Genomic DNA, 23,416 nt, shown 5'->3' on the forward strand with positions numbered 1-23,416 from the left:
AACAAATCTTAAAAATGAAATTAGTAAAGACGGTAATGATGGTAGTGGTGATTTTCCTGATTGGAGGAAATGCCGCTATGCATGCACAAGACAAGTATGGTAGCCAACCAGACGAATGTAAAACGAATCTATCTCTTTTTCATGAGGCTGTGAAAATGAAAAACTATGAGGCTGCCTATGAACCCTGGAAATGGTGTCTAGAAAATTGTCCTCAGGCCTCAAAAATCATTTACAGTGATGGAATTAAAATGACTGAAGCTTTTTATGATCAGAATGCAGGTTTGATCAAGGTTGAAAAAGGTCAGAAAGTAACTACAAACGATCACATCTTTAAGGTTGACAAGCAATATTTCGATGTTTCAAATGCAAACAAAGAGGTATTGCCTGAAAAAGCAAGAGAAGTCATTTATGTCTATGAAATGAGAGTAAAGCATTTTCCTGATAATTTAGGTAAAGTTTACAGTGACTGGGCGAACTTTTTATTCAAAAGAGGAGTCATAGAATACTTGGAAATTGGGGATGAGATCTTTGACAAGCTCGGCAAATCTTTTAAAGCGGACCCAACCGGCATGAGCGTAAAGAATCTTGGTAAATACTTCCAGACGCTGACAGACTTGAATAAGGACACAGATCCGCAGTTCGTATTTGACACCTATGATGACATTATGGAAGCCATCGGTACTAAAATGGAAGGGTATTCAAAGGACCTTGACGCTTTTAATGCAAAAGAAGCAAGTGGCAAACCCCTTACGAGTAAGGAGAAAAGCAAAAAGAGAGCAAGAGAGGTCAATCTGAGAGCCTTAGGCCAGGTAGAAGGTTATCTTGACAATACATTGAGCGAGGTTGCTACCTGTGAGCGATTAATTCCTCTTTACAAAGACAATTTTGAAAAAAATAAAGGAAATATTAGCTGGTTAAAAAGAGCTGTGTCTCGTTTGAACCAAAAAGAATGTACAGATAACCCTCTTTATCCTCAAATGGTAGAAGCCTATGTAAATGCTGCACCATCATCCGATGCTTATGTATTCTATGCCGGAATCCTTATGGATAGCGGAGATAATGACAAGGCAATTGAGTACTTTAACAAAGCGGTCGGCCTTGAATCAGATAACTATAAAAAAGCAAAATATTACTACAGAGTTGCTTTGATCATGAAGAAACAAGGATCGAGATCCCAATCAAGAAAATATGCGCGTCTGGCTATCAAGGAAAGACCGAGTATGGGAAGTGCCTACTTGTTAATTTCCAATTTATACGCAGCCAGTGCGAATACTTGCGGAACTGATGAAATTTCCAAAAGAATGGTTTACGTTGCTGCGGCAGACAAAGCAAGACAAGCAAAAGCAGCTGACCCTGGAATTACATCCATGGCAAATAAATATATCAAAAGTTATATGGCTAGTGCCCCATCCAAAAAGCTGGTGTTTACCGAAGGCCTTGAATCCGGTACCACGCATAAAATAGGATGCTGGATAAATGAGACAGCAAGAATACCATAATTGATTTTATGAGTACTAAAATATCATACCGTTTTTTAAACATTGCTACTATGCTTATAGTAGCAATGTTTTTTTCTTGTGGTAACGATATTAAAGAAGTACAGGATTTTCTGGCCGAAAAAAATCTTCCGATTGGGGCGGCAAAGAACGTATATTTGGTTCATACAGACTCGGGAAAGGTAAAGACTATTTTAACTGCTCCCGTAATGCATGATTTTTCGAATCGGGAAAATCATCCTTATACCTTATTTCCTGAAGGTGTTCGTATAGTCAGTTTTGACGCGAAAGGAGACTCCGTTATCTTAACCGCGGGTTATTCCATAACCTTTAATAATACGAATATATCCGAAGTAAAAGACAGTGTTTCCGTAGTTAATAAGGCAGAAAATACCAAATTATTTACGAGTCAGCTTTTCTGGGATTCAAATGAGCATTATATTTATACTGAAAAAGATTTTACGCTCATAACACAACTCGATACAATCCATGGTAAAGGATTTGAATCGAATGAAGACCTGAGCAAGGTAAATATGAAATCCATAAAGGGTAGCATCTACGTCAACGAATAACCTAAGTTATGTCAAAATATTTTAAATTCTTTGAAATTGCATATCTCATTATTGCCATTGTTTTTTTGGTTGAGACTGTGCTAAGATGGAACTCGGAGCCTAATAAAGCCTATATCTTTCTGGCCTTCTCTGTTTTGGCCGTATTCATGTATTTTTTTAGAAAGAAATACAGAAAACGTTTTGAAAAGCACGAGAAAAAGGAATGATCGTTAAAATGATCATCATATTGAGCTCTGTACTGTTGTCAGCCTTTTTTTCAGGGATGGAGATCGCCTTTGTTTCTTCCAACAAAATGCATCTGGAACTTGAAAAGAAAAAAGATACACTGCTGGCCAAAATATTGAGAAACCTTACCCGGAAACCCTCTAAGTTAATCACTTCAATGCTGGTTGGAAATAATATTGCCCTGGTAATTTACGGGTATTTTATGGGGGATATCCTGATGAATTTTTTTAAGGATGGAATTCAAAATGAATTTTTGCTTCTCCTTACCCAAACCTTTATTTCCACAATAATTATTCTTATAACGGCTGAGTTTCTTCCAAAAGCGGTGTTCAGGATTTACGCGAATGAATCCATGAAAATTTTTGCCTTTCCCGCTTATTTCTTTTACCTGTTATTTTACGTTGTTTCAAGATTTATAACCGCTATTTCGGATTTTTTCCTGAGGATTTTTTTCAATGTACGGGAGGATCAGGTTCAGCTCGCTTTCACAAAAGCGGAACTGGGCCATTATATTGATGAACAGCTTGAGACTGCCGAAGATGAAATTGACTCTGAAATTCAGATATTTCAGAATGCATTGGACTTTCACAATGTAAAGGCCCGGGAAGCCATGATTCCAAGGACTGAAATTATCGCAGTTGAAGTGCATGACTCTCCAAAAAATCTCAAACAATTATTTATTGAAACGGGTTTGTCAAAAATTATGGTATATAATAACTCACTTGACGATATTATTGGATACGCCCACTTTTTTGATCTCTTTAAAAAACCCAAAAATATTAGATCGATTCTGTTGCCCATAGAGATTGTCCCTGAAACCATGATGATCCATGATATTTTAAACGACCTTATCATGAAGAGCAAAAGTGTGGCAATCGTACTTGACGAATATGGTGGTACTTCAGGGCTGATAACCATTGAGGATATCATAGAGGAATTATTCGGTGATATTGAAGATGAGCATGATACAATTTCCCTTTTGGAAGAAAAAATTAACGACAGGGAATACAAATTCTCCACAAGGCTGGAAGTGGATTATATAAATGAGGTTTACAGCCTTGACCTGGCTGAAGACAGTAATTACGAAACCCTTGGCGGGCTCATTGTCAACCATACCGAAAACATCCCTTCGACCGGAGAAATCATAGAAATTGAAAACTATCAATTCACAATCCTTAAGGTCAGTGCCTCAAAAATTGAAGAGGTTTATTTAAAAGTTTTATTTCAAGACACATAGCTTCTTTTTTCACCCAAAAAATTAGTCTTGTTCTCCTTTCATTATTAAAAGGTAAATTGTATTTTCGCAACCTAAAAATTTATAATAGAAAAGAAAATGGCTGTATTATCGAAAATTAGAGAGAGATCATTATTTTTAATCATAATTATTGCGCTTGCTTTATTTTCATTTGTTTTAAGTGGATTATTTGACGGAAACTTGTTCAACAAGACCGCGAGCAGTATAGGAGAAGTAAATGGTGAACCTATTTCAAGAGAAGAATTTGCTCAGCAGGTTGAACTTTACCGAAACAGGTCAAATGGAAGATCGACAAACATGCAGAATGTCAACAACGCATGGAACTCTCTTGTCAGCGAAAAAATATATCAGACTCAATTAGAAAAATCAGGTGTTGTTGTTGGAGAAAAAGACGTTTGGGACGCTATGGTGACTCAAATATCTGCTCAAAACAGCCCGCAGTTTGCTAATGAAGCCGGAATTTTTGATCCGGAAAAATTAAAGGAATATATCGCAACCCTGCAGGATAATTCAGAAGAAGATGCCAGTGGTGCAGCCGCCTGGAGAGGTTGGATCAACTATGAAAAAAGTATCAAGAAAAACCTTGAACAAAACACCTACAATGCCCTTATTAGAGCTGGTTTGGGAAGTACTTTGAGTGAAGGAGAACGCGAATACTTTATGCAAAATACAAGCGTGGACGTAGATTATGTATATGTTCCTTTTTCAAGCATTCCTGACAGCCTTGTTACGGTAACCGCCGATGACATGAAGTCATACATAAAGGCGAATCCAAAAACCTATACCGTTGAGGAATCCAGAGATATTGAATTTGTTCAATTCAAAATTGAGGCAACTCAGGAAGATGAAAATGCAATTGAGGCAGAATTAATGAACATGATTGAGGATCGTGAAGAGTACAGTTCTGCTGCAAAAACCAACGTAACGGTTCAAGGATTCAGAAATGCCGAAGATATGGTAGAATTTAATGCTGAAAATGAATCTGACACACCGTATGACCCTTCTTTTTACAATAAAAACGGGTTGAGCAAGGTTGCGGCTGATTCCATTTTTGACCTTCCAGCTGGAGAAGTATTCGGACCTTATAAAGACAATGGAATGTTCAAATTGTCTAAGGTTATGGAGGTAAAACAGCTTCCGGATTCTGTAAAGGCCAGTCACATCCTGATCCCTTTTGTTGGTTCAGCTACTGCAGACCCTTCTGTAATTCAGACTGAAGAAGAAGCAAAAAAGATTGCCGATAGTGTTTTGACAGTTGTAAAGGGAAATAAATCTAAATTTGAGGAACTTGCCAAAGAGATGTCAGTTGATAAAGTGAGTGGTGCCAAAGGTGGTGATCTGGGGTGGTTTGTTTACAGAACGATGATTCCGGAATTCAGGGATTATACTTTTGAAAATTCTGTTGGTGATATGGGGGTTGTTAAATCTCAGTTTGGATTCCATATTATAAGAATCGATGGACAAAAGAACAAACAAAAAAATGTAAAAATAGCTACTTTCTCAAGGAGAATAGATCCTTCTGAAAAAACAGAAAATGATATTTTCGAACAAGCGGAGACTTTTGCTTCTGACCTGATCTCAGGTAATGACATGAAAGAATTGGCTGCTGCCCAAAACCTTCAGGTACAACCCGTTTTAAGACTTGAGGTTTTTGATGACAATATTGGTCAGTTAGGTTCTCAAAGACAAATTGTGAGATGGACCTTTGAAGACGGCACCGAAGTTGGTGATATTAAGCGTTTCGATCTGGAAAACGGTTATGCTGTAGTCAGATTATCATCAAAGAACAAAGCCGGGCTTTCAGGTAAAGGAAAAAATGTAAGGAGCATTGTCTTAAACCAAAAGAAAGCAGAACTTATTAAGGAAAGATCCACAGGATCCACTCTTGAAGAAATCGCGGAACAAAATAAAGTGACCAAAAGAAGCAGTATGGCGGTTTCAAACAGTAGCCCCGTATTTGCCGGAGTAGGTAGATTTGTTGATATTGCAGGTGTTGTAACGGGATTGGAAGAGAATGAACTTGCCAAAAACATCGTTGGTAAAAATGGAGTGGCATTTGCTGTTGTTACGAAAAAAACCCTGCCAACTGAACTTCAAAATTACAATAGTAATAAAAAGAACATTGAAAGAGCTCTTAGCGGAAGAAGCCTGATGATTTTTGACGCTCTCAAAGAGAATTCTGACATCGTGGATAACCGTGCTGTTTTTTACTAGGAAAATCCTTTGATTTCCTCGTAAATACTTGACACTTTGTGTTTGAAGCCACAAAAAAAAAATCCTTAAAGTGCGATATTTGACAAGTTTTTATATATTTGTTAAATATTACTTAAAATTTAAGCTTACTTAACAATTAAAAAGATTAATTTAAAATTGATTACAATGAAACATTTAAAAAAAGTATTATTAATCCTATTGGCTGTTGTTTTTATTAACAACGTTAATGCTCAGGATAAGGATGATCGCTGGGTAATAGAGTTGGGTGCCAACGCTATTGACCTGTACCCCACTGGTGCTGATGATCCTCGTACCGGAGGTATGTTTGAAGATTTCTTCAATACGGAACACTGGAACAGCAATTCATTGCTTAACCGTTTGAGAGTTGGTTACTATGTAGGAAGCGGATTCTCTGTTGGATTAACAGGTTCTATGAATACAATTGAAAAAATTGGTGATTTCAGTACGAACGGTAAACTTTCATTAATTGCTGCCGATCTGGATATCAAATTTAATTTCGTAAGAGAACACGGATGGTTTGATCCTTACATTCTTGCCGGTGGTGGTTACACTTGGTTAGAAGGTGATGGTAATGGTACTGCCAATGCCGGACTTGGATTCAACTTATGGTTCAATGACTGGTTAGGTTTCAATGTTCAAACTAAATACAAACATTCTTTCGACGAAGACCAACTTCTTCCTCACTGGCAACACGCCGCTGGAATCGTATTTAAATTTGGTGGTATTGACACTGATAAAGATGGTATCTATGACAAATACGATGCATGTCCTGAAGTTGCTGGTTTAGAGCAGTTCAACGGATGTCCTGATACTGATGGAGACGGAATCCAGGATTCAGAAGATGCTTGTCCAAACGAAGCTGGTTTAGCTGAATTCAATGGTTGTCCAGATTCTGATGGTGACGGTGTGCCAGATAAAGATGATGCATGTCCAACTGAAGCTGGCCCTGCTTCTCTTAATGGTTGTCCAGACAGAGATGGTGACGGTGTAGCTGATAAAGATGATCAGTGCCCAGATGTTGCTGGTCCTGCTGCGAACAATGGTTGCCCATGGCCTGATGCTGATGGAGACGGAATCCCTGATAAAGATGACGAATGTCCAAATATAGCTGGTGTTGCTGAAAACAATGGTTGTCCAATTGTTTCTGCTGAAGTTCAGAAAGAAATCACTGATTTGGCAAGAGCTATCTACTTCAAAACAGGAAGCGCTAAATTCACTGATGAAACTGCGATCAGATTGGAGCAGGTAAGTAAAATTGTAAACCAGTACAAAACATTAAGTTTTGAAGTTGAAGGTCATACTGACAGCACTGGTAGTGATGCAATCAACAACAAATTATCTCAGGCTAGAGCTGATGCTGTAAGAGACTACTTAATTGAAAATGGTTTCCCAGCTGACATGATCACTGCTAAAGGATTTGGTTCTGCCAACCCAATTGGAGATAACGGAACAAGACAAGGAAGACAGCAGAACAGAAGAGTTGAAATCTTCTCTGAGTACGCTGAAAGATAATCTTTCTTTAATTGAAATAATTGAAACCATCCGTTGTAAAACGGGTGGTTTTTTTATGGATTATGATTACATTTGAGTATGCAATCTTTTCTCCATAAAGTGGTATCGGAGGTACTCATCCAAAACAAATCTCTCTCAGATATTACCTTCGTATTACCGAATAAAAGATCCGGGATCTTCCTGAAAAAAATTCTTAAAAAAGAGGCTGCAAAAAATAGCTTTCTGCCCGTAATTCAGAGTATTGAAGAATTTGTAAAAGATATTTCAGGATTTGAATCACTGGATTCGATTAACCTGTTGTTTGAATTTTATAAAGTATACAAAGAACACACCGCTAAAGAGAATATAGATTCCTTCGAAAACTTTTCAAAATGGGCACCTATACTTATACAGGATTTCAATGACCTGGACAGTAACCTTCTGGATGCAGAATCTATTCTCTCCTATTTAAGTGATGCCAAGAGAATTGAGCATTGGAAACTTGAAGCATACGGAGAAAGTCAAATGATTGATAACTACTTATCGTTTTTTGACCAGATTATAACTTACCACCAGTCATTCTCTCAGCACTTGATCCAAATAAAATCAGGTTATCAGGGAATAATCTATAAAATTGCTTGCAGTAATTTAAATTCTTTTCTCTCTGAAGGAAAAGGAAAAAAATACATCTTTGCGGGTTTTAACGCATTGAACAAAGCTGAAGAACATATTATCCAATTTTTGTTAGAGAATAAAGTAGCCGAAATATTTTGGGATAACGACAACTTTTATCAAGAATCAAATAATCAATCGCAACAGTTCTTTAATCGCTATGAGAAAACCTGGAAATACTATCGATTAAACCAGTTCAGATGGAAATCAGACCTGATGAATTCCCCCAAAACCATTCATCTACATGGGCTTCCTAAAAATATTAGTCAAATTAAGCACGTTGGTTCTGTTCTAAAAGAACTTAATCAAAATGGCTCAATTGAAGATACTGCCATTATTCTTGGAAACGAAAAGTTACTGCCCTCTTTATTGAATTCTATCCCGCAGGAAATAAGTACAGCCAACATAACAATGGGGTATGAATTGCAAAACGTTCCTTTAAGCTCTTTTTTTCATTCCTTGTTTAAAATGCATCTCAACCAGGCGAAACTTGATAAAAAAGGATCATTTTATTACAAAGATTTATTGGCTCTGCTAAATGACCCCTTGATGAAAGAAGCCTGTGAATCGCTTCCGGAATTTGAGGACAGGCTGAAGAGTACCATCAATAAGGAATTATTCATTTCAGAGGAGAATTTGATTAAAATTGTCCATGATTCTGTTTATCTGTCTGATCTGTTTCAGCAATTATTTTTAGATTGGAATAACGGGGCTGATATACCATTGCAAAAATTATCTTCTGTTATTAAAACCCTTAATCAAAACGAAAATTTGAATCCGCTGAGAAGCGAGTATCTCTTCCGATTTAACAATATATTCCTGGAAATTTCCAATCTTAATGAAAAATTCCGATTTATTAAGAATTTAAAAACCTTATATCATATATTCCAGCAAATTCTTAAAACGGAAAAATTATCATTTCAGGGCGAGCCTTTAGAGGGCCTCCAAATTATGGGGCTTCTTGAATCGAGAGCCCTCGATTTTAAAACCTTGATCATAACTTCGCTTAACGAAGGTTATTTGCCTGCCAGCAGTGGAAACAATTCCTTTATACCCCTGGATGTGAAACTGGAGAAGAAAATTCCAACTTATTTTGAAAAGGACGCTATATTTTCTTATCATTTCTTCAGGCTTCTGCACAGAGCAAAGAATGTTTACCTGATTTACAACAATATTACTGATGATTTTGGCTCTGGAGAACCGAGCCGATTTATAAGACAGTTAAAGATTTCCAAACAACTTGGATTACTCGACAAGGTGACTTTTAAAGAGGCAGTTATTCATCCTAAATTGAATCATGATCCTCTTTCACTATCTGAAATTGATAAAACTGAAAAGGTTATCGAAGAACTGAAATTCAGAGCTGAAAAAGGGTTTTCTCCAAGTGCCTTAATGAGATATATCAGAAATCCGCTCGACTTTTACAAACGGTCCGTATTGGGAATAAAAGAATACAGAAAAACGGAAGAAACCGTTGCGGCCAACACCTTTGGGACCATAGTCCACGATACGCTTGAGCAGCTTTATAGCCCATATATTGATTCTGAACTAAAAGGAGAGTATCTTCAAAGAATGATTTTAAAGGTTGAAAAAGAAGTAGAAAATCAATTCAGAAAAACCTATTCTATCAAGGCCGTAAAATCAGGGAAAAACCTTCTGGCATTTGAAATCGCCAAACAGTTCGTGCTTAATTTTATTGATTATGAACTAAAACAGATTCAAAAAGGGAGAAAAATAATCGTTAGAGGTTTGGAGTTAGGTATTGAAATGATACATTTTCATTCCGGGTTAAATCTTCCTGTAAAACTTCAGGGTAAAATTGACAGAATTGATGAAGTCGATGGTGTCCTGCGGATCATCGATTATAAAACAGGAAAAGTAAATCAAAATCAATTGAATCTGAAACAATGGGATCAATTGTGCGCAGATGAAAAATTTTCAAAAAGTTTTCAGGTTCTTACTTACGCATATATATATCTAAATTCTTTGAAATTAGATTTGTTTCAGGTTCCCATTGAGACCGGTATCGTATCTTTTAAAAATCTGAAACAGGGATTTATGCCATTCAACGGTAAAGTCCTCACGGAGGAGGTACTAGATGCTTATACGAGAGAGCTCGATAAGTTATTGGAGGAAATATTTAATATCGAGATTCCTTTCAAAGAAAAAGAACTTCCGTTATTTAATTTTTAAAAATCGTTATAATGAAAAAAATAAAGAATCTGGTCCTTGAAGGAAGTCATGACAGGCCTATATTGATAGATTTGTTTTACCCAGAAAATCAAATAAGCAAAGATGTTGTCGTTTTTTGCCATGGTTATAAGGGTTACAAAGATTGGGGTGCCTGGGAACTGGTTGCCGAAAAATTTGCACAAAACAATTACTTTTTTGTAAAAATGAATTTTTCCCACAACGGGGGGACCGTTGATCAGCCGATCGATTTTCCGGACCTTGAAGCTTTTGGGCTAAATAATTTTTTAATCGAATTAGATGATCTTGACACCGTTATCTCATGGATTTGTTCTGATCAGAAGTATAGTAAAGAGAAAGATGTTAATCGTATTTCTGTGATAGGCCATTCACGTGGTGGGGGAATTGTGGCTCTTAAAGGGGCATCTGACGAACGAATTAAGAAAATAATAAGCTGGGCAGGTGTTTCAGATTTTGGAAGCCGATTTCCTGAGGGAGATCAATTAGAACAATGGAAGAAAAAAGGCGTAGCCTATATTACAAATTCAAGGACGAATCAGCAGATGCCTCATTATATTCAGTTTTACGATACCTTTAAGGAAAATGAAGCCAAACTAACAATTCGTACAGCTGTTTCAAATTCAAATATTCCGTATCTGATTCTTCACGGAGATGAGGATGAAACCGTATCGGTCACTGAGGCCCGAAATCTTGGATCCTGGTCGGAAAATAGCAGTTTAAAAATTATTTCAGGAGCCAATCATACTTTTGGCAGCAGTCACCCCTGGGAAAATACGGAATTACCTGAGCATTTATCTGAGGTTGTCCATAAAACGCTTGAATTTTTGAAGGCTTAGTTGATCTTGCTTTTTGGACTGATATTTTAAAATAAAATCACATTTGATGTTTACCATCTGCTTGGATCCGAACTAATAGTCAAATACAATAAGTAATTGTTTTAATTATAAACAAAAGAGTATTTTGGATGTATGGTAACTCTTTGAAGAGAAACCGAAAGGGGGTCCTAAATTTGGACCCTTTTTTGATTTTATTACCCTCCGTTTTCGTAACTTTATATGAAGATTTTAACCCCCTAAATCCTTTACCATGCGACAGCCTAAACTCCTATTTATTTTCTTGTTAATTAGTGTTTTATCCGCTACTTCTCTTCAGGCTCAACTACTGAAAAAATTAAAAAAGCGAGTTCAGGATGCAACAGAAGATGTAATAGAAGAAAGAGCTCAAAAAGAGTCTGAAAAGACTTTGGATAGCATGATGATGGAAGATCAGGAACAACAGTCACAATATGAAGAGCAGTTAAAAAATATGATGGGCTCCACTTCGGGAAGCATCACCGTTGAGGACAGCTATTCTTTTGACACAAAAGTGAGCTATTTGATGACCATAGAAGAGAATGGTAAACTTTCAGATGTAAGCTATGAGATGTGGTTCCCATCAAAAGGAAATTATATGGCGACTAAGGTCCTGAGCAGTAATGATCCGGAAGACAAGGATATGCCGACCTCAGTTCTATCCATTTTGGATGATGGCAACCAGGCAATGATTGTTCTCATGGAGGAGCAAAAAATGGCACAGATGATTTCAATGGAAAGAATCAAAGATATTGCCGAAAAAGAAAATCAGGCTGAACAAACGGAAACAGAATTTGAATCAATTAAACCGACCGGAAAAACAAAGACCATATTAGGGTATTCATGTGAAGAATTCGAATCTCAGAATGAGACGAGCAAGTTTTCTTTTTGGGTAACAAAAGAGTTATCGCTTTTTCAAAAGAATATGTTTTTTAATATGAGTAAATCACTTGGAGGAAAAACCTTTGATGAAATTCCGGATGAGGCCCAGGGTCTGATGATGGAATTGTTTTTTGATGATTCCGTTTCAAAACAAAAAGGACAAATGAGAGTAACTGCAATTGAGCCTATCAAGAATAAAATAATTATTTCTGATTATCAGATTCTTAGCTTTGGACAATAATGTTAAATTTTATTAGTTCAAAAACTTTTTAACGGTCGTGTTAAAAACTTTCGATGCAATGTGAATAACTAAGATTTTATTTTCGGGCAAAATGTCAAATCTTTGCTTCACGATTTTCCCAATTATTTATTAATTTTCAATTAACAACACACCCATTATGTCAAATATTGAGCCTATTCTACGTCCGAACAAAGACCGATTTGTTATTTTTCCTATACAGCATAACGATATCTGGGACTGGTATAAAAAGCAGGAGGCTTCCTTTTGGACGGCTGAAGAAATAGATCTTGAACAAGACGTAATTGATTGGGAGAATAAACTCAATAGTGATGAAAAATACTTTATCAAGCATATTCTTGCTTTTTTTGCTGCTTCCGATGGAATAGTAAATGAGAATCTTGCCGAAAATTTTGTTAGCGAAGTTCAGTATACCGAAGCAAAATTCTTTTACGGTTTTCAATTAATGATGGAAAACATTCATTCTGAAGTTTACTCCTTGTTAATTGACACGTATATTAAAAATGAAAAGGAAAAAAATGAGCTTTTTAAAGCCATTGAAATTTTTCCGGCAATCAAAAAGAAAGCGGAATGGGCGCTTAGATGGGTGGAAAGTGACAGTTTCGCTGAACGCTTGATTGCATTTTCGGCTGTAGAAGGTATTTTCTTTTCAGGAAGTTTCTGTTCTATCTTCTGGATGAAAAAAAGAGGCCTTCTGCCTGGATTGACATTTTCCAATGAGCTGATCAACAGAGATGAAGGTCTGCATGCTGATTTCGCGGTATATCTGCACCAGAATCATATAGTAAATAAAGTTCCAAAAGAAAGAATTACAGAGATTTTGGTTGATGCACTCAACATTGAGCGAGAATTCATCACTGAATCTCTTCCTGTAAGTTTGATAGGAATGAATGCGAATCTGATGACACAATACCTGGAATTTGTGACTGACAGATTATTACTTGAATACGGCTGTGAGAAAGTATACAATGCTACAAATCCTTTTGATTTTATGGAAATGATCTCCTTGGAAGGGAAAACCAATTTCTTTGAAAAAAGAGTTTCTGAATATCAAAAGGCAGGTGTAAAATCAGGCGGGACCGGTAGCATATCGTTCGATGCTGATTTTTAATCAATCATTTCTTTAGGGTTATTTGCTCGCAATTTGCTGTTTATTAGTGTCTTAAAACATTATTAACGATAAATTGTTAACAATATCTTAAAGAGTTTCCCGAATGGATTTGTGTTTACCCTATTTTAGAAGTGATAAAAATCTATTCAATTTCATTGTAATATCGCTTTCAGGTATTGCAATTTTTTAACGAGTAATGTGGGCTCATGACTAAGGCATGAGAATAACTAACCTTAAATAAAACATAATAAGTCAATGTATGTAGTAAAAAGAGACGGCAAAAGAGAACCGGTAATGTTCGATAAAATTACCGCAAGAGTTAGAAAATTATGCTATGGATTAAATGATCTGGTGGATCCGATCAAAATTTCAATGAGGGTGATAGAAGGGATATATGACGGAGTAACCACCTCTGAATTAGATAACCTTGCAGCTGAGATTGCTGCCACTTTAACCACTACCCATCCGGATTACGCAAAGGTTGCAGCTCGTATTGCGGTTTCCAACCTTCATAAAAACACCAAAAAATCCTTCAGTGAAACGATGAAGGACCTTCACGAATACGTGAATCCCAGAACAGGAAAAAAAGCTTCAATGATCGCTGAAGATGTCTACGAGATTATCGAAAAAAATGCAGATAAACTTGATTCAACCATCATTTACAACAGAGATTTCGGGTATGACTTTTTTGGTTTTAAAACCCTTGAACGCTCCTATTTGCTTAAAATAAATGGTCAGATTGTTGAAAGGCCCCAGCATATGTTAATGAGGGTTTCTGTTGGAATCCATAAAGAAGACCTTGACGCAGCCATTGAAACCTATGAATTAATGAGTAAACGCTTTTTTACTCATGCAACGCCTACCCTTTTCAACGCGGGAACGCCCAAACCACAGATGTCATCCTGTTTCCTGCTTCAGATGCAGGAAGACAGTATTGACGGGATCTATGACACCTTAAGACAAACTGCTAAAATATCCCAGTCCGCCGGTGGAATTGGTCTTTCTATACATAATGTAAGAGCAACTGGTTCGTATATAAGAGGAACAAATGGCACCTCGAACGGAATCGTTCCAATGCTGAGGGTTTTCAATGATACTGCACGATATGTTGATCAAGGAGGTGGTAAAAGAAAAGGTTCATTTGCTGTTTATCTTGAACCATGGCACGCTGATATATTTCAGTTTCTCGATTTGAAAAAGAACCATGGAAAGGAAGAGATGAGGGCAAGAGATTTGTTCTATGCCATGTGGATGCCAGATTTATTCATGAAAAGAGTCGAAGAGGATGGAGAATGGACATTGATGTGTCCAAATGAATGTCCTCACCTTTATGATACCTACGGAGATGAGTTTGAAAAACTTTATACAGGATATGAAAAAGTTGGTAAAGGACGAAAAACAGTAAAAGCAAGAGAATTATGGGAAAAGATCCTTGAAGCTCAAATTGAGACAGGAAACCCTTATATGCTCTATAAAGATGCCGTCAACAGAAAGTCAAATCATAAAAATCTTGGGACGATCCGTTCTTCAAATCTTTGTACAGAGATTATGGAATATACGGCTCCTGACGAAGTTGCAGTATGTAATTTAGCGTCAATTGCGATTCCAATGTTCGTCACCGAAAATTCGGACGGAGAAAAGTTCTTTGATCACAAAAAGCTTTTTAAAGTCACCAAGAAGATCACAAAAAATCTCGATACGGTAATCGATCAGAATTTTTATCCTGTACCTGAAGCTGAAAACTCAAATATGAGACACAGGCCGGTGGGAATTGGTATTCAAGGTCTGGCAGATGCATTTATCATGTTGAGGATGCCTTTTACCTGTGAAGAAGCAAAAAAATTAAATCAGGAGATATTTGAAACCATCTATTTTGCGGCTTTGACGGCATCTATGGAGCTGGCTAAAGCCAAGGAACCTTATTCTACTTTCAAAGGATCTCCAATATCTCAAGGTGAATTTCAATTTAACATGTGGAATATCAGTGAAGATGACCTAAGTGGCAGGTGGGACTGGAAAAAACTGAGAAAAAATGTCTTGGAACACGGCGTTAGAAATTCGCTTCTTGTAGCCCCGATGCCTACAGCTTCTACCTCACAGATACTTGGTAATAATGAAGCCTTTGAACCATATACCTCAAATATTTACACCCGAAGAGTATTGTCAGGGGAGTTTATTGTGGTAAACAAGCATCTTTTGGAAGATTTGGTCAAACTGGGGCTCTGGAATAATGATATGAAGGAAGAAATCATGAGAGCTAACGGATCTATTCAGCATATTGAATCTATTCCACAGGATCTTAAGGATCTGTATAAAACAGTTTGGGAAATGAGCATGAAAGATATCATTGATATGGCTCGTCACAGAGGCTATTTTATAGACCAGTCTCAGTCCCTGAATTTATTTATGCAGGACCCTGACTACTCCAAACTTACATCTATGCATTTCTATGCCTGGAAATCGGGCCTAAAAACAGGAATGTATTATCTAAGAACAAAATCCGCTGTAAACGCTATTCAATTCACGGTTTCTAAAAAAACTGAAGAAAAGCTTCCGGCCGGGGCGGTTGAGGAGAAACCCTTAACTGGTGACGAACTCAAGGAAATGATCATCAAGTCAAGAGAAAATCCAGATGACTGCCTGATGTGCGGATCTTAAACAACAAAAAAGGAATCTAAATAGATTCCTTTTTTTATTTTGTGACATACATTATTAATGTCAAAATCTTTAAGTTCATTCATCCGATGACGATGACGACATCCCTTTAAAGGCAGATGCCAGATCATATTCAGGCCCTCTGGCTTTAAGAATAACTGGTTTCAGAATTACCTTTTCTTCATTAACCTCAATGTTTCTGATCTCCACAGGTTCATAACCAATAAATTCTATAACCAGATCATAGTTGCCTTCAAGCAATTCCAATTCAAAATTCCCTGATAGTGAAGTTTCGGCATGAATACCCAGCCCTTTAACTTTGATGCTGGCAAATGCCAAAGGCTCATTATTAAAATCGCCGTCAAGTACGTTTCCCTTTACAACAACGCCCTGGGCACATGCTGCCCATCCCGTAAGAAATAAGAAAATCAGAAATAAATTTTTCATCGAAAAATATTTCCACAAAGAAAATTACTCTAAATCACTTCAACGTTAACCTATTGTTAACGAATCATAATCAATACGTAAATCTATGGTTAACTTATATTCATGTAAGGTTGTAAAGTTTGGCCCTTATTAGTAAGTTTATGTATAATTTAGGTTTTATGATCAAACGATGGATCTTTTTAATTGTTCTTGTGCTTCTGGCGGGTTTATTGTTTTTTAATCCTAACTTTAAGACCATTGCCGCAGGCGTATCGATTCTTCTTTTTGGAATGATTACCCTTGAAGAAGGATTTAAGGTATTTACAAAGGGGCCTTTAAAGTTGATCCTTAAAAAGGCCACTAACAAACTGTACAAAAGTATCTCCCTGGGTGCCCTTGTAACAGCCCTGATCCAATCCAGCTCCTTAGTTTCTGTAATTACTATATCCTTTATTAGTGCTGGACTGATAAGTCTTGCCGGAGGAATCGGCTTGATCTTCGGTGCCAATATTGGTACCACGGCCACAGCCTGGCTGGTTGCAGGGTTTGGATTAAAAATCAAAATTTCCGTATTGGCTATGCCCATGTTGATTTTTGGAATCATCTTTTCTTTCCAAAAGAAGAAGACGATGAAAGGAATCGGAAATGTATTAACGGGTTTGGGCTTCTTTTTTCTCGGAATACATTACATGAAAGAAGGCTTTGACGTGTTTAGCCAGTATTTTAACCTTACCGTTTATGCCGTACCTGGATTTTTAGGTGTAATTATTTACACAGGTATAGGGATCTTTATCACCACAATTCTGCAATCAAGTAGTGCCTCCCTGGCTTTGATTCTTACGGCTTTGTCTGCTGGTCAAATTGAATATGAAAACGCTCTGGCTCTGGCAATAGGAACCAATGTTGGTACGACCATCACCGCCTTGATCGGATCAATGGGTACAAATATTGCCGGTAGAAGACTTGCCCTGGCTCACCTAGTTTTCAATCTTGTCACCGGACTTGTGGCCCTGGCTTGTATCTACCCTTTAGCGAACCTGGTCAATCAACTTTCAGAAGTTTTAGGCATTGCCAGCGATGACTATACCTTAAAGCTTGCTCTGTTTCACACCATATTCAATATCCTTGGTGTACTGATCATGATTCCTTTCATCAAAAAACTCGAATCTTTACTTATCAAAATAGTGAAGGAATCGGGGGCAAAAGATATTGATGAACCCAAATATTTGAATAGTGCTACTCTTGAATTCGCTCCTACGGCAATTACTTCGCTGGAATCCGAAACAAAATATTTGTTTGAAAATGCCATTTTTGAAATTGTAACTCACTCCTTGAACATCCATCGCTCTGATATATTGTCAAGATTGAAATCAAAGGATCTCATTAAGAAATCCAAACGTGAGATTGAAATTGACATTAGGGACCTTTACATGCACAAGGTAAAAACAATTTATGGCAAAATTCTCGAATTTGCCACCATAGCACAATCTGAACTTAAACTGAGCAAAGAACAGCATCAAAGAATCTCCGAAATAAAAATTGCTAACAGAAAAATGGTGGAGATCATCAGGGATGTAAAAGAGCTTAGAAGAAATATTAGCGTTTATACTTATTCTGATAATGTATATATCAAAAAAGAATACAACAAATTCAGAAGGAGAGTTGTAAAAGTTTTAAGAGCCGTTTACATGTTCAAAGAAGATGAAAGCAGGCAGGAACACTATGATAAACTTGTTGCATTAAAAAACAAATCAAAAGAGAAGTCCAAAATGGAAAACAAGAGCATCAATAACCTCATCAGGAAAAATTTGATTACAACCTACATGGCATCTTCTTTGGTTAATGATCATGACAACGTAAACGAAATGATACAAAAAATAATAGAAGTTGGTCAGTTGCTTTACGGTGAAAAAGACAGTATCCTTGAACCAGTTTAGAATAGAATCGTCTCTTTAATCCGTTTAGCAACTATGTTTGCCTAATTGCTGTGATCATGCTGGTCATAATACAAGTTAAGAATATTAATACAAGCCATGATCAGGTCTTTAGTCTCCAGCAGAATAATAAAGTACAAAGTGGTATTCTTAGGGCTGGTAGAATCACTTTCTCTCGTTCTTTCAACCTGTTTTTGAATCGACAGCTTAACTTCTTCCAAAAGTGCTTTTTTGCTTTCTATAATCTCAGGTACAATCTTGTCAAAGTTTCTCGAGTCAAATACTTCGCTGATATCTTTAAACAAAGTGATTAACTTATCATTAATGGTAAGTAGTTCTTCAGTTTGCTTTTTCTTCAATGCCTTATGATGATTCTGAACATGTTTATGGCTTTTTTTAGCGATAAGACCTGATGATTGAGCAACGTCCTGCAAACTTCCTATCACATCGATATAGAACTTGCTTGCACCCAGATAAGAATCATCAAGATCCTTGATAAAGTAAAAAATATCATTTTGCAGGTCTTCAATTTCATTCTCCAGTTTAACAACAGATTGTTTTGCTTTACTCAACTTATTCGGATCCTGGCTGATTAAACCTTTAATGGCTGCAGAATTGATTTTTCCCACCCTTTTTAAAGCTTTTGAAATATTATCGGCGCTCTCTTCAATTACACCCTGAATTGAACTACTTTCAGCCTTGCTCAAACTATCCTCTGTTCTGGTTTCTCTCGATTCCCGCACATGTTTGATATAATTTCTCGACAAAAGAAGAACCGCCAGCAACAGCAATACAGCAATCATTGTTGGGCCACCTAAATGTATCAAATAGGCCACGGTTCCTGAAGCAATAAATGCAACTATTGCCGTAAAGAACCAACCTCCAATAACATTCAATACACCCGCTACCCTGTAAACAGCACTTTCGCTACCCCAGGCCCTGTCGGCAAGAGATGTCCCCATGGCTACCATAAAAGTAACATAGGTAGTGGATAAAGGAAGTTTCATTGATGTGGCAATAGAAATCAATACACTGGCCACCATTAGATTCACCGCTGCCCGTACCATGTCAAAAGCAGGCAACTCGTGTTTTTTATCTTTTGCAAGCTTAATAACGGGCTTCTTAAATTGATCCTCTATCTTCTTTAGAACCGAATCAGGAACTATCGTGCTCGTGTATTCAGAAGCCAACATCGTAAACTTCACCAGGTTCCTGGATAAAAAATGAGGCTCGAAACGCTCCTTTGTGTCTTCCTGGCTTGACAGATCAATGGAAGTTTTTACAACCGTTTTGGCTTTGCTCGATAACCACAGTGTCGCTACCATGATCAATCCCGCACCAACTAAGAACAAAGTAGGCGTCGGTACTTTTTTGCTCAAAACATCCATGCTGAACTCGGTGGCCGGAATACCCGATGCATTCCATGCCTCATAAGACTGCCATGCAGCAATGGGAACACCAATGAAATTGACAAGGTCATTCCCCGCAAAAGCCAGTGCAAGAGCAAAGGTTCCAACAATGATGATGATTTTATAGATATTCATTTTGAAAAGGGTCACCACGAGGTAAGACAACAGGGACCAGATCACAAAACTAACAGCCACGATCATCATGGTCTTGCCTTCTATCAAGGGCTTAATTTCGGCGTAATAATCTGTACCCTTCAACCCTTTAATAAAAATAAAATACGTAATGGCCGCAAGTGCAAATCCTCCGAAAACGGCACCAACCCATTTCGCTTTTCTCTCAAAGTTAAACGACAACAAAACTCTTGAAATATACTGCACAATGGCACCAACTGAGAATGCAACTACTACAGACAGCAAGATTCCCAAAATTATTTCCGTGGCTTTCGTGGTGTTGATATAATTCAGAACGTCCCCAAAAGAACCGTTGGCAGTTCCAATTTTAATCAGTGCCATGGCAACAGCGGCTCCCAATAACTCGAAAACAATTGAAACCGTAGTTGAAGTAGGCATGCCCAAAGTATTGAAGAAATCAAGCAGCAGAATATCGGTTATCATCACTGCTAAAAAAATGATCATGATCTCATTAAAGTAAAATTCACCAGGGACGAAAATCCCTTTTCTTGCCACTTCCATCATACCACTGGAAAAAATGGCCCCAAATGCGATCCCGATACTTGCTACAATCATAATTGTACGAAAGGAAACTGCTTTTGAACCTAGTGCAGAATTCAAAAAATTAACGGCATCATTACTTACTCCAACAACCAGATCAGCAATGGCCAGAATGACCAATGCAATAATCATTAAGAAATAGATATTTTCCATATTTATTAAGGTCTAATTAGGTTCTAAATATAATCAGAATTAAGAATTAATTACAAATAATTAAAAGATTATCTAAAGCAACTGATTTCTCGGCTTACGATACTTCAAAAAAACCTTACAGCCGCATAATTTATACCATAAAAACTCTTTAAAAAAATGTATCTTTCGGCACTTAAATGAAGCATATGAACTGGGAAAAATTACTCTCTTTGAAAAGGTTTGGGGACACTGAACAAAGAAAACGCATCGATCAGGATGAGACAAGACTGGGATTTGAAGTTGATTTTGACCGCATCATATTTTCAGACAGTTTTCGTAGCCTTCAGGATAAAACACAGGTGGTCCCTTTGTCGAAAACAGACTTCGTGCATACCCGATTAACCCATAGCCTTGAAGTATCTGTGGTGGCCAGGTCTCTTGGCAGGATAGTAGGAAGGCATGTCCTTGAAAAATACCCTGAACTCAAAGAAAAAGGATACCGATCCAATGATTTTGGAGCCATTGTAGCTGCTGCGGCACTTTCACATGATATTGGTAACCCACCCTTTGGTCACAGTGGTGAAAAGTCAATTGGAGAATTTTTTCTGTCCGGCAATGGACAAAAATTCAAAAACGAACTGAACCCAAAGCAATGGCAGGATCTAATTGATTTTGAAGGTAATGCCAATGGCTTTAAAATACTTTGTGAGACTATCAATAATATTCAGGGAGGATTGAGATTGTCCTACGCAACTTTAGGGGCCTTTATCAAATATCCAAAAGAGTCTTTGCCTAAAAGGCCGAGTACCAATATTGCTGACAAAAAATACGGGGTATTTCAGTCCGAACTTCATTTTTTTAAAGAGCTGGCTGAGGAATTAGGCCTTAAGAAAACCGGTAAGAATAATGATGTTTCCTATGTAAGACACCCTCTGGCTTACCTCGTTGAAGCCGCAGATGACATTTGCTACACTATAATTGATTTTGAAGACGGGATCAACTTGGGGCTTATTTCGGAAGATTATGCCCTTGAATATCTCATCAATCTCGTGAGGGATACAATCAACACCAAGAAGTACAATTCACTTCAGAACACCCAGGATCGAATAAGTTATTTAAGAGCTCTCGCTATTGGAAATTTAATTCAGGAAGCTGCGAGAATGTTTGTTGAAAACGAATCCGCCATTCTGAAAGGAGAATTTCAATTTTCCCTTCTTGATAAATGTAAATATGAGGCACAGATTAACGATATCATTAAAATCAGCGTCGAAAAAATTTATCAGAGCCAGGAAGTGGTCGAAAAAGAAATTGCAGGATACCAGGTAATTGCAGACCTTCTCAATGTCTTCATAACAGCGGTAAATCATAAGCATGAGAATTGCCTTTCCAATTATGACAATCTCATATTGATGCTGCTGCCTGACAAGTATAAAAACACACCAGAAAACCTTTATCAGCGAATTTTGAGTATCTGCAATCTGGTTGCCAACTTTTCAGACAGCTACGCCATTTTGTTACACAAAAAAATAAAAGGACTGGACCTGGGTTAAAAATTATAGATAATTCCAATTCCCAACTGTTGCTTTAACTGTACCCGGGCTCCGAGAGTCTCTACTTCACCGTCTTCGTTTGTTTCCTTGATTTTAATATCATCGTCATAAATTAAATGTGTCCTGAAACTCGCCTGAAAAACCTTATTGATTTTAAACTGGAAGCTCAGTACCCAATCTACGTCTATATTGCCAAAATTATTGATATAATCCGTATACAACTCCAGATCATTGACCATGGCCACATTTTTAAATATCTCCTTTTCCCATTTTGACCTGATCAGAATTCCCAGCTCATGTCTTGAATTTTCGCCGGGTGTAACTCCAAAGGCCCCTTCGTTTGAAAGTTTTTCATCAAAAACATACGTTGCCTTTAATGTTAATGGGGACATATAAATTGAAAATAAATCATCTTTGAGGTAGTATTTTGAACCAATCCCTAAATGTAGATAAGCCGGAGCAAAGAATCTCGAAATAGGGTCCTCATCATCAGGTTCCTTATATCCATCAGTGAACTGCGTTCTAAAGTTGAACTGAGATGAAAAATACCACTTTGAAATCGTATCTTTTCGGTAGCCAAAAGAAGATGATATCCTGATTTCATCATCAGTTTTTATCAATCCGGTATTCTGCTGGTTATTCAAACCATATCTTGCCGAAATTTCATTGTTCCACAAGGTGTATAATTTTTCATAATTTCTGGCAAAGAAAACCTTGAACAATCCTGAAATGGAATTTTGTCCACCGGCGTTCCAGTTTACGAATGCGACCTCGTTCAGATCCAATCCCACACTGTTCTCATGCTTCCACCAAACCGGGTCTCTAGCTTTTTTTGTCCTTTTGATTTGTACGAGTTCAATAGCATTATAAAACCCCACAGTGTCAATTCCAACCGATTTGAGCTGGGTAAAATAATCTAATTTTTTCGGTATGGGTACATAGGACGTATCACCACTATAAGGGTCAATTGTCATGCGATATTTTGGTGTAATGACAATATACCTGCCCAAATCATTTTCCTTGGTCGAATCGATTTCAATATTGTAATAGGGGCTCAGCAGGGAATCTAAAAGCGCTCTTTCAACACTGATCATTTGAGGCTGTTCCGGAATTGATCCTTGCAAACTATCAAGCATTTTATCTTCTTCAGGATACAAAGGCCTTTGCAGATAGCTACTGTCTATACTCTGGACCAAAGCCATTGTATCAATTGCTATTTTAACATCAACAGAATCTTTTATCTGAGCTCTTGCCGAAGTGATGAAAAAGAGGGCTAAAAAAAGTATCTTAATGGTTTTACTCATCTGAACGAAACAGA

General features: G+C 37.3%; 16 protein-coding genes. 13 read left to right on the forward strand and 3 right to left on the reverse strand.

Annotation, left to right across the window (positions count from 1 at the left end):
- Nucleotides 1–14: 14 nt before the first annotated feature.
- The 11 genes from LCM02_RS10020 to LCM02_RS10070 all read left to right on the forward strand — a co-directional run bounded on the left by LCM02_RS10020 (nt 15) and on the right by LCM02_RS10070 (nt 15,918).
- Nucleotides 15–1,499, forward strand: coding sequence for a tetratricopeptide repeat protein (locus LCM02_RS10020; RefSeq protein WP_224928950.1), 1,485 nt, complete (start codon nt 15–17; stop codon nt 1,497–1,499).
- Between the two features lie 50 nt (nt 1,500–1,549).
- Nucleotides 1,550–2,068: an LPS export ABC transporter periplasmic protein LptC gene (gene lptC / locus LCM02_RS10025; protein ID WP_224928954.1), complete on the forward strand. Its 519-nt coding sequence runs from the start codon at nt 1,550–1,552 to the stop codon at nt 2,066–2,068.
- Between the two features lie 8 nt (nt 2,069–2,076).
- Nucleotides 2,077–2,274: a hypothetical protein gene (locus tag LCM02_RS10030; RefSeq protein ID WP_224928957.1), complete on the forward strand. Its 198-nt coding sequence runs from the start codon at nt 2,077–2,079 to the stop codon at nt 2,272–2,274.
- Nucleotides 2,271–3,530 carry a hemolysin family protein gene (locus LCM02_RS10035; RefSeq protein WP_224928960.1) on the forward strand — a complete coding sequence of 420 codons (1,260 nt, stop codon included), beginning with the start codon at nt 2,271–2,273 and terminating at the stop codon, nt 3,528–3,530. Before LCM02_RS10030 ends, LCM02_RS10035 begins: the two co-directional genes overlap by 4 nt.
- Nucleotides 3,531–3,626: 96 nt before the next feature.
- On the forward strand, nt 3,627–5,762 hold the full coding sequence (locus tag LCM02_RS10040) for a peptidylprolyl isomerase (RefSeq protein ID WP_224928962.1): 2,136 nt from the start codon (nt 3,627–3,629) through the stop codon (nt 5,760–5,762).
- A gap of 165 nt (nt 5,763–5,927) precedes the next feature.
- Complete coding sequence (locus tag LCM02_RS10045; protein WP_224928964.1) at nt 5,928–7,295, forward strand: OmpA family protein; 1,368 nt, start codon at nt 5,928–5,930, stop codon at nt 7,293–7,295.
- A gap of 78 nt (nt 7,296–7,373) precedes the next feature.
- Entirely contained in the window at nt 7,374–10,139 is a 2,766-nt protein-coding gene (locus tag LCM02_RS10050) for a PD-(D/E)XK nuclease family protein (RefSeq protein WP_224928967.1), read from the forward strand.
- Nucleotides 10,140–10,150: 11 nt separating this feature from the next.
- Nucleotides 10,151–10,993, forward strand: coding sequence for an alpha/beta hydrolase family protein (locus LCM02_RS10055; RefSeq protein WP_224928970.1), 843 nt, complete (start codon nt 10,151–10,153; stop codon nt 10,991–10,993).
- A gap of 250 nt (nt 10,994–11,243) precedes the next feature.
- Nucleotides 11,244–12,131 carry a DUF4412 domain-containing protein gene (locus tag LCM02_RS10060; RefSeq protein WP_224928973.1) on the forward strand — a complete coding sequence of 296 codons (888 nt, stop codon included), beginning with the start codon at nt 11,244–11,246 and terminating at the stop codon, nt 12,129–12,131.
- A 157-nt stretch (nt 12,132–12,288) separates the two neighbouring features.
- Nucleotides 12,289–13,260, forward strand: coding sequence for a ribonucleotide-diphosphate reductase subunit beta (locus tag LCM02_RS10065; RefSeq protein WP_224928976.1), 972 nt, complete (start codon nt 12,289–12,291; stop codon nt 13,258–13,260).
- A gap of 255 nt (nt 13,261–13,515) precedes the next feature.
- Nucleotides 13,516–15,918: a ribonucleoside-diphosphate reductase subunit alpha gene (locus LCM02_RS10070; protein ID WP_224928980.1), complete on the forward strand. Its 2,403-nt coding sequence runs from the start codon at nt 13,516–13,518 to the stop codon at nt 15,916–15,918.
- Between the two features lie 75 nt (nt 15,919–15,993).
- Here the strand turns inward: LCM02_RS10070 and LCM02_RS10075 are convergent, their stop codons facing one another.
- Nucleotides 15,994–16,362, reverse strand: a complete 369-nt coding sequence (locus LCM02_RS10075; protein WP_224928983.1) for a carboxypeptidase-like regulatory domain-containing protein — start codon at nt 16,360–16,362, stop codon at nt 15,994–15,996.
- A gap of 140 nt (nt 16,363–16,502) precedes the next feature.
- Between LCM02_RS10075 and LCM02_RS10080 the strand changes: the two genes are divergently transcribed.
- Nucleotides 16,503–18,278, forward strand: a complete 1,776-nt coding sequence (locus LCM02_RS10080; protein WP_224928986.1) for a Na/Pi cotransporter family protein — start codon at nt 16,503–16,505, stop codon at nt 18,276–18,278.
- Between the two features lie 41 nt (nt 18,279–18,319).
- Here LCM02_RS10080 and LCM02_RS10085 read toward each other — a convergent pair whose 3' ends face one another.
- Nucleotides 18,320–20,569: an inorganic phosphate transporter gene (locus LCM02_RS10085; protein WP_224928991.1), complete on the reverse strand. Its 2,250-nt coding sequence runs from the start codon at nt 20,567–20,569 to the stop codon at nt 18,320–18,322.
- 185 nt (nt 20,570–20,754) lie between these two features.
- Between LCM02_RS10085 and LCM02_RS10090 the strand changes: the two genes are divergently transcribed.
- Entirely contained in the window at nt 20,755–22,098 is a 1,344-nt protein-coding gene (locus LCM02_RS10090) for a deoxyguanosinetriphosphate triphosphohydrolase (RefSeq protein ID WP_224928992.1), read from the forward strand.
- Here LCM02_RS10090 and LCM02_RS10095 read toward each other — a convergent pair.
- Nucleotides 22,095–23,402, reverse strand: a complete 1,308-nt coding sequence (locus LCM02_RS10095) for a DUF3078 domain-containing protein (protein ID WP_224928997.1) — start codon at nt 23,400–23,402, stop codon at nt 22,095–22,097. The genes LCM02_RS10090 and LCM02_RS10095 overlap by 4 nt on opposite strands.
- Nucleotides 23,403–23,416 lie beyond the last annotated feature (14 nt).

Origin of the sequence: Lutimonas saemankumensis (assembly GCF_020171465.1) — a bacterium.
GTDB classification, from domain to species: Bacteria; Bacteroidota; Bacteroidia; order Flavobacteriales; family Flavobacteriaceae; genus Lutimonas; species Lutimonas saemankumensis.

Excerpts from the sequence above, each read along its gene's own strand:
- LCM02_RS10020 (WP_224928950.1), top strand. The coding sequence starts at position 15 with ATGAAATTAGTAAAGACGGTAATGATGGTAGTGGTGATTTTCCTGATT.
- LCM02_RS10080 (WP_224928986.1), top strand. The coding sequence starts at position 16,503 with ATGTATAATTTAGGTTTTATGATCAAACGATGGATCTTTTTAATTGTT.
- LCM02_RS10035 (WP_224928960.1), top strand. The coding sequence starts at position 2,271 with ATGATCGTTAAAATGATCATCATATTGAGCTCTGTACTGTTGTCAGCC.
- lptC (WP_224928954.1), top strand. The coding sequence starts at position 1,550 with ATGCTTATAGTAGCAATGTTTTTTTCTTGTGGTAACGATATTAAAGAA.
- LCM02_RS10030 (WP_224928957.1), top strand. The coding sequence starts at position 2,077 with ATGTCAAAATATTTTAAATTCTTTGAAATTGCATATCTCATTATTGCC.
- LCM02_RS10060 (WP_224928973.1), top strand. The coding sequence starts at position 11,244 with ATGCGACAGCCTAAACTCCTATTTATTTTCTTGTTAATTAGTGTTTTA.
- LCM02_RS10040 (WP_224928962.1), top strand. The coding sequence starts at position 3,627 with ATGGCTGTATTATCGAAAATTAGAGAGAGATCATTATTTTTAATCATA.
- LCM02_RS10070 (WP_224928980.1), top strand. The coding sequence starts at position 13,516 with ATGTATGTAGTAAAAAGAGACGGCAAAAGAGAACCGGTAATGTTCGAT.
- LCM02_RS10050 (WP_224928967.1), top strand. The coding sequence starts at position 7,374 with ATGCAATCTTTTCTCCATAAAGTGGTATCGGAGGTACTCATCCAAAAC.
- LCM02_RS10055 (WP_224928970.1), top strand. The coding sequence starts at position 10,151 with ATGAAAAAAATAAAGAATCTGGTCCTTGAAGGAAGTCATGACAGGCCT.
- LCM02_RS10085 (WP_224928991.1), bottom strand. The coding sequence starts at position 20,569 with ATGGAAAATATCTATTTCTTAATGATTATTGCATTGGTCATTCTGGCC.
- LCM02_RS10075 (WP_224928983.1), bottom strand. The coding sequence starts at position 16,362 with ATGAAAAATTTATTTCTGATTTTCTTATTTCTTACGGGATGGGCAGCA.
- LCM02_RS10090 (WP_224928992.1), top strand. The coding sequence starts at position 20,755 with ATGAACTGGGAAAAATTACTCTCTTTGAAAAGGTTTGGGGACACTGAA.
- LCM02_RS10045 (WP_224928964.1), top strand. The coding sequence starts at position 5,928 with ATGAAACATTTAAAAAAAGTATTATTAATCCTATTGGCTGTTGTTTTT.
- LCM02_RS10095 (WP_224928997.1), bottom strand. The coding sequence starts at position 23,402 with ATGAGTAAAACCATTAAGATACTTTTTTTAGCCCTCTTTTTCATCACT.
- LCM02_RS10065 (WP_224928976.1), top strand. The coding sequence starts at position 12,289 with ATGTCAAATATTGAGCCTATTCTACGTCCGAACAAAGACCGATTTGTT.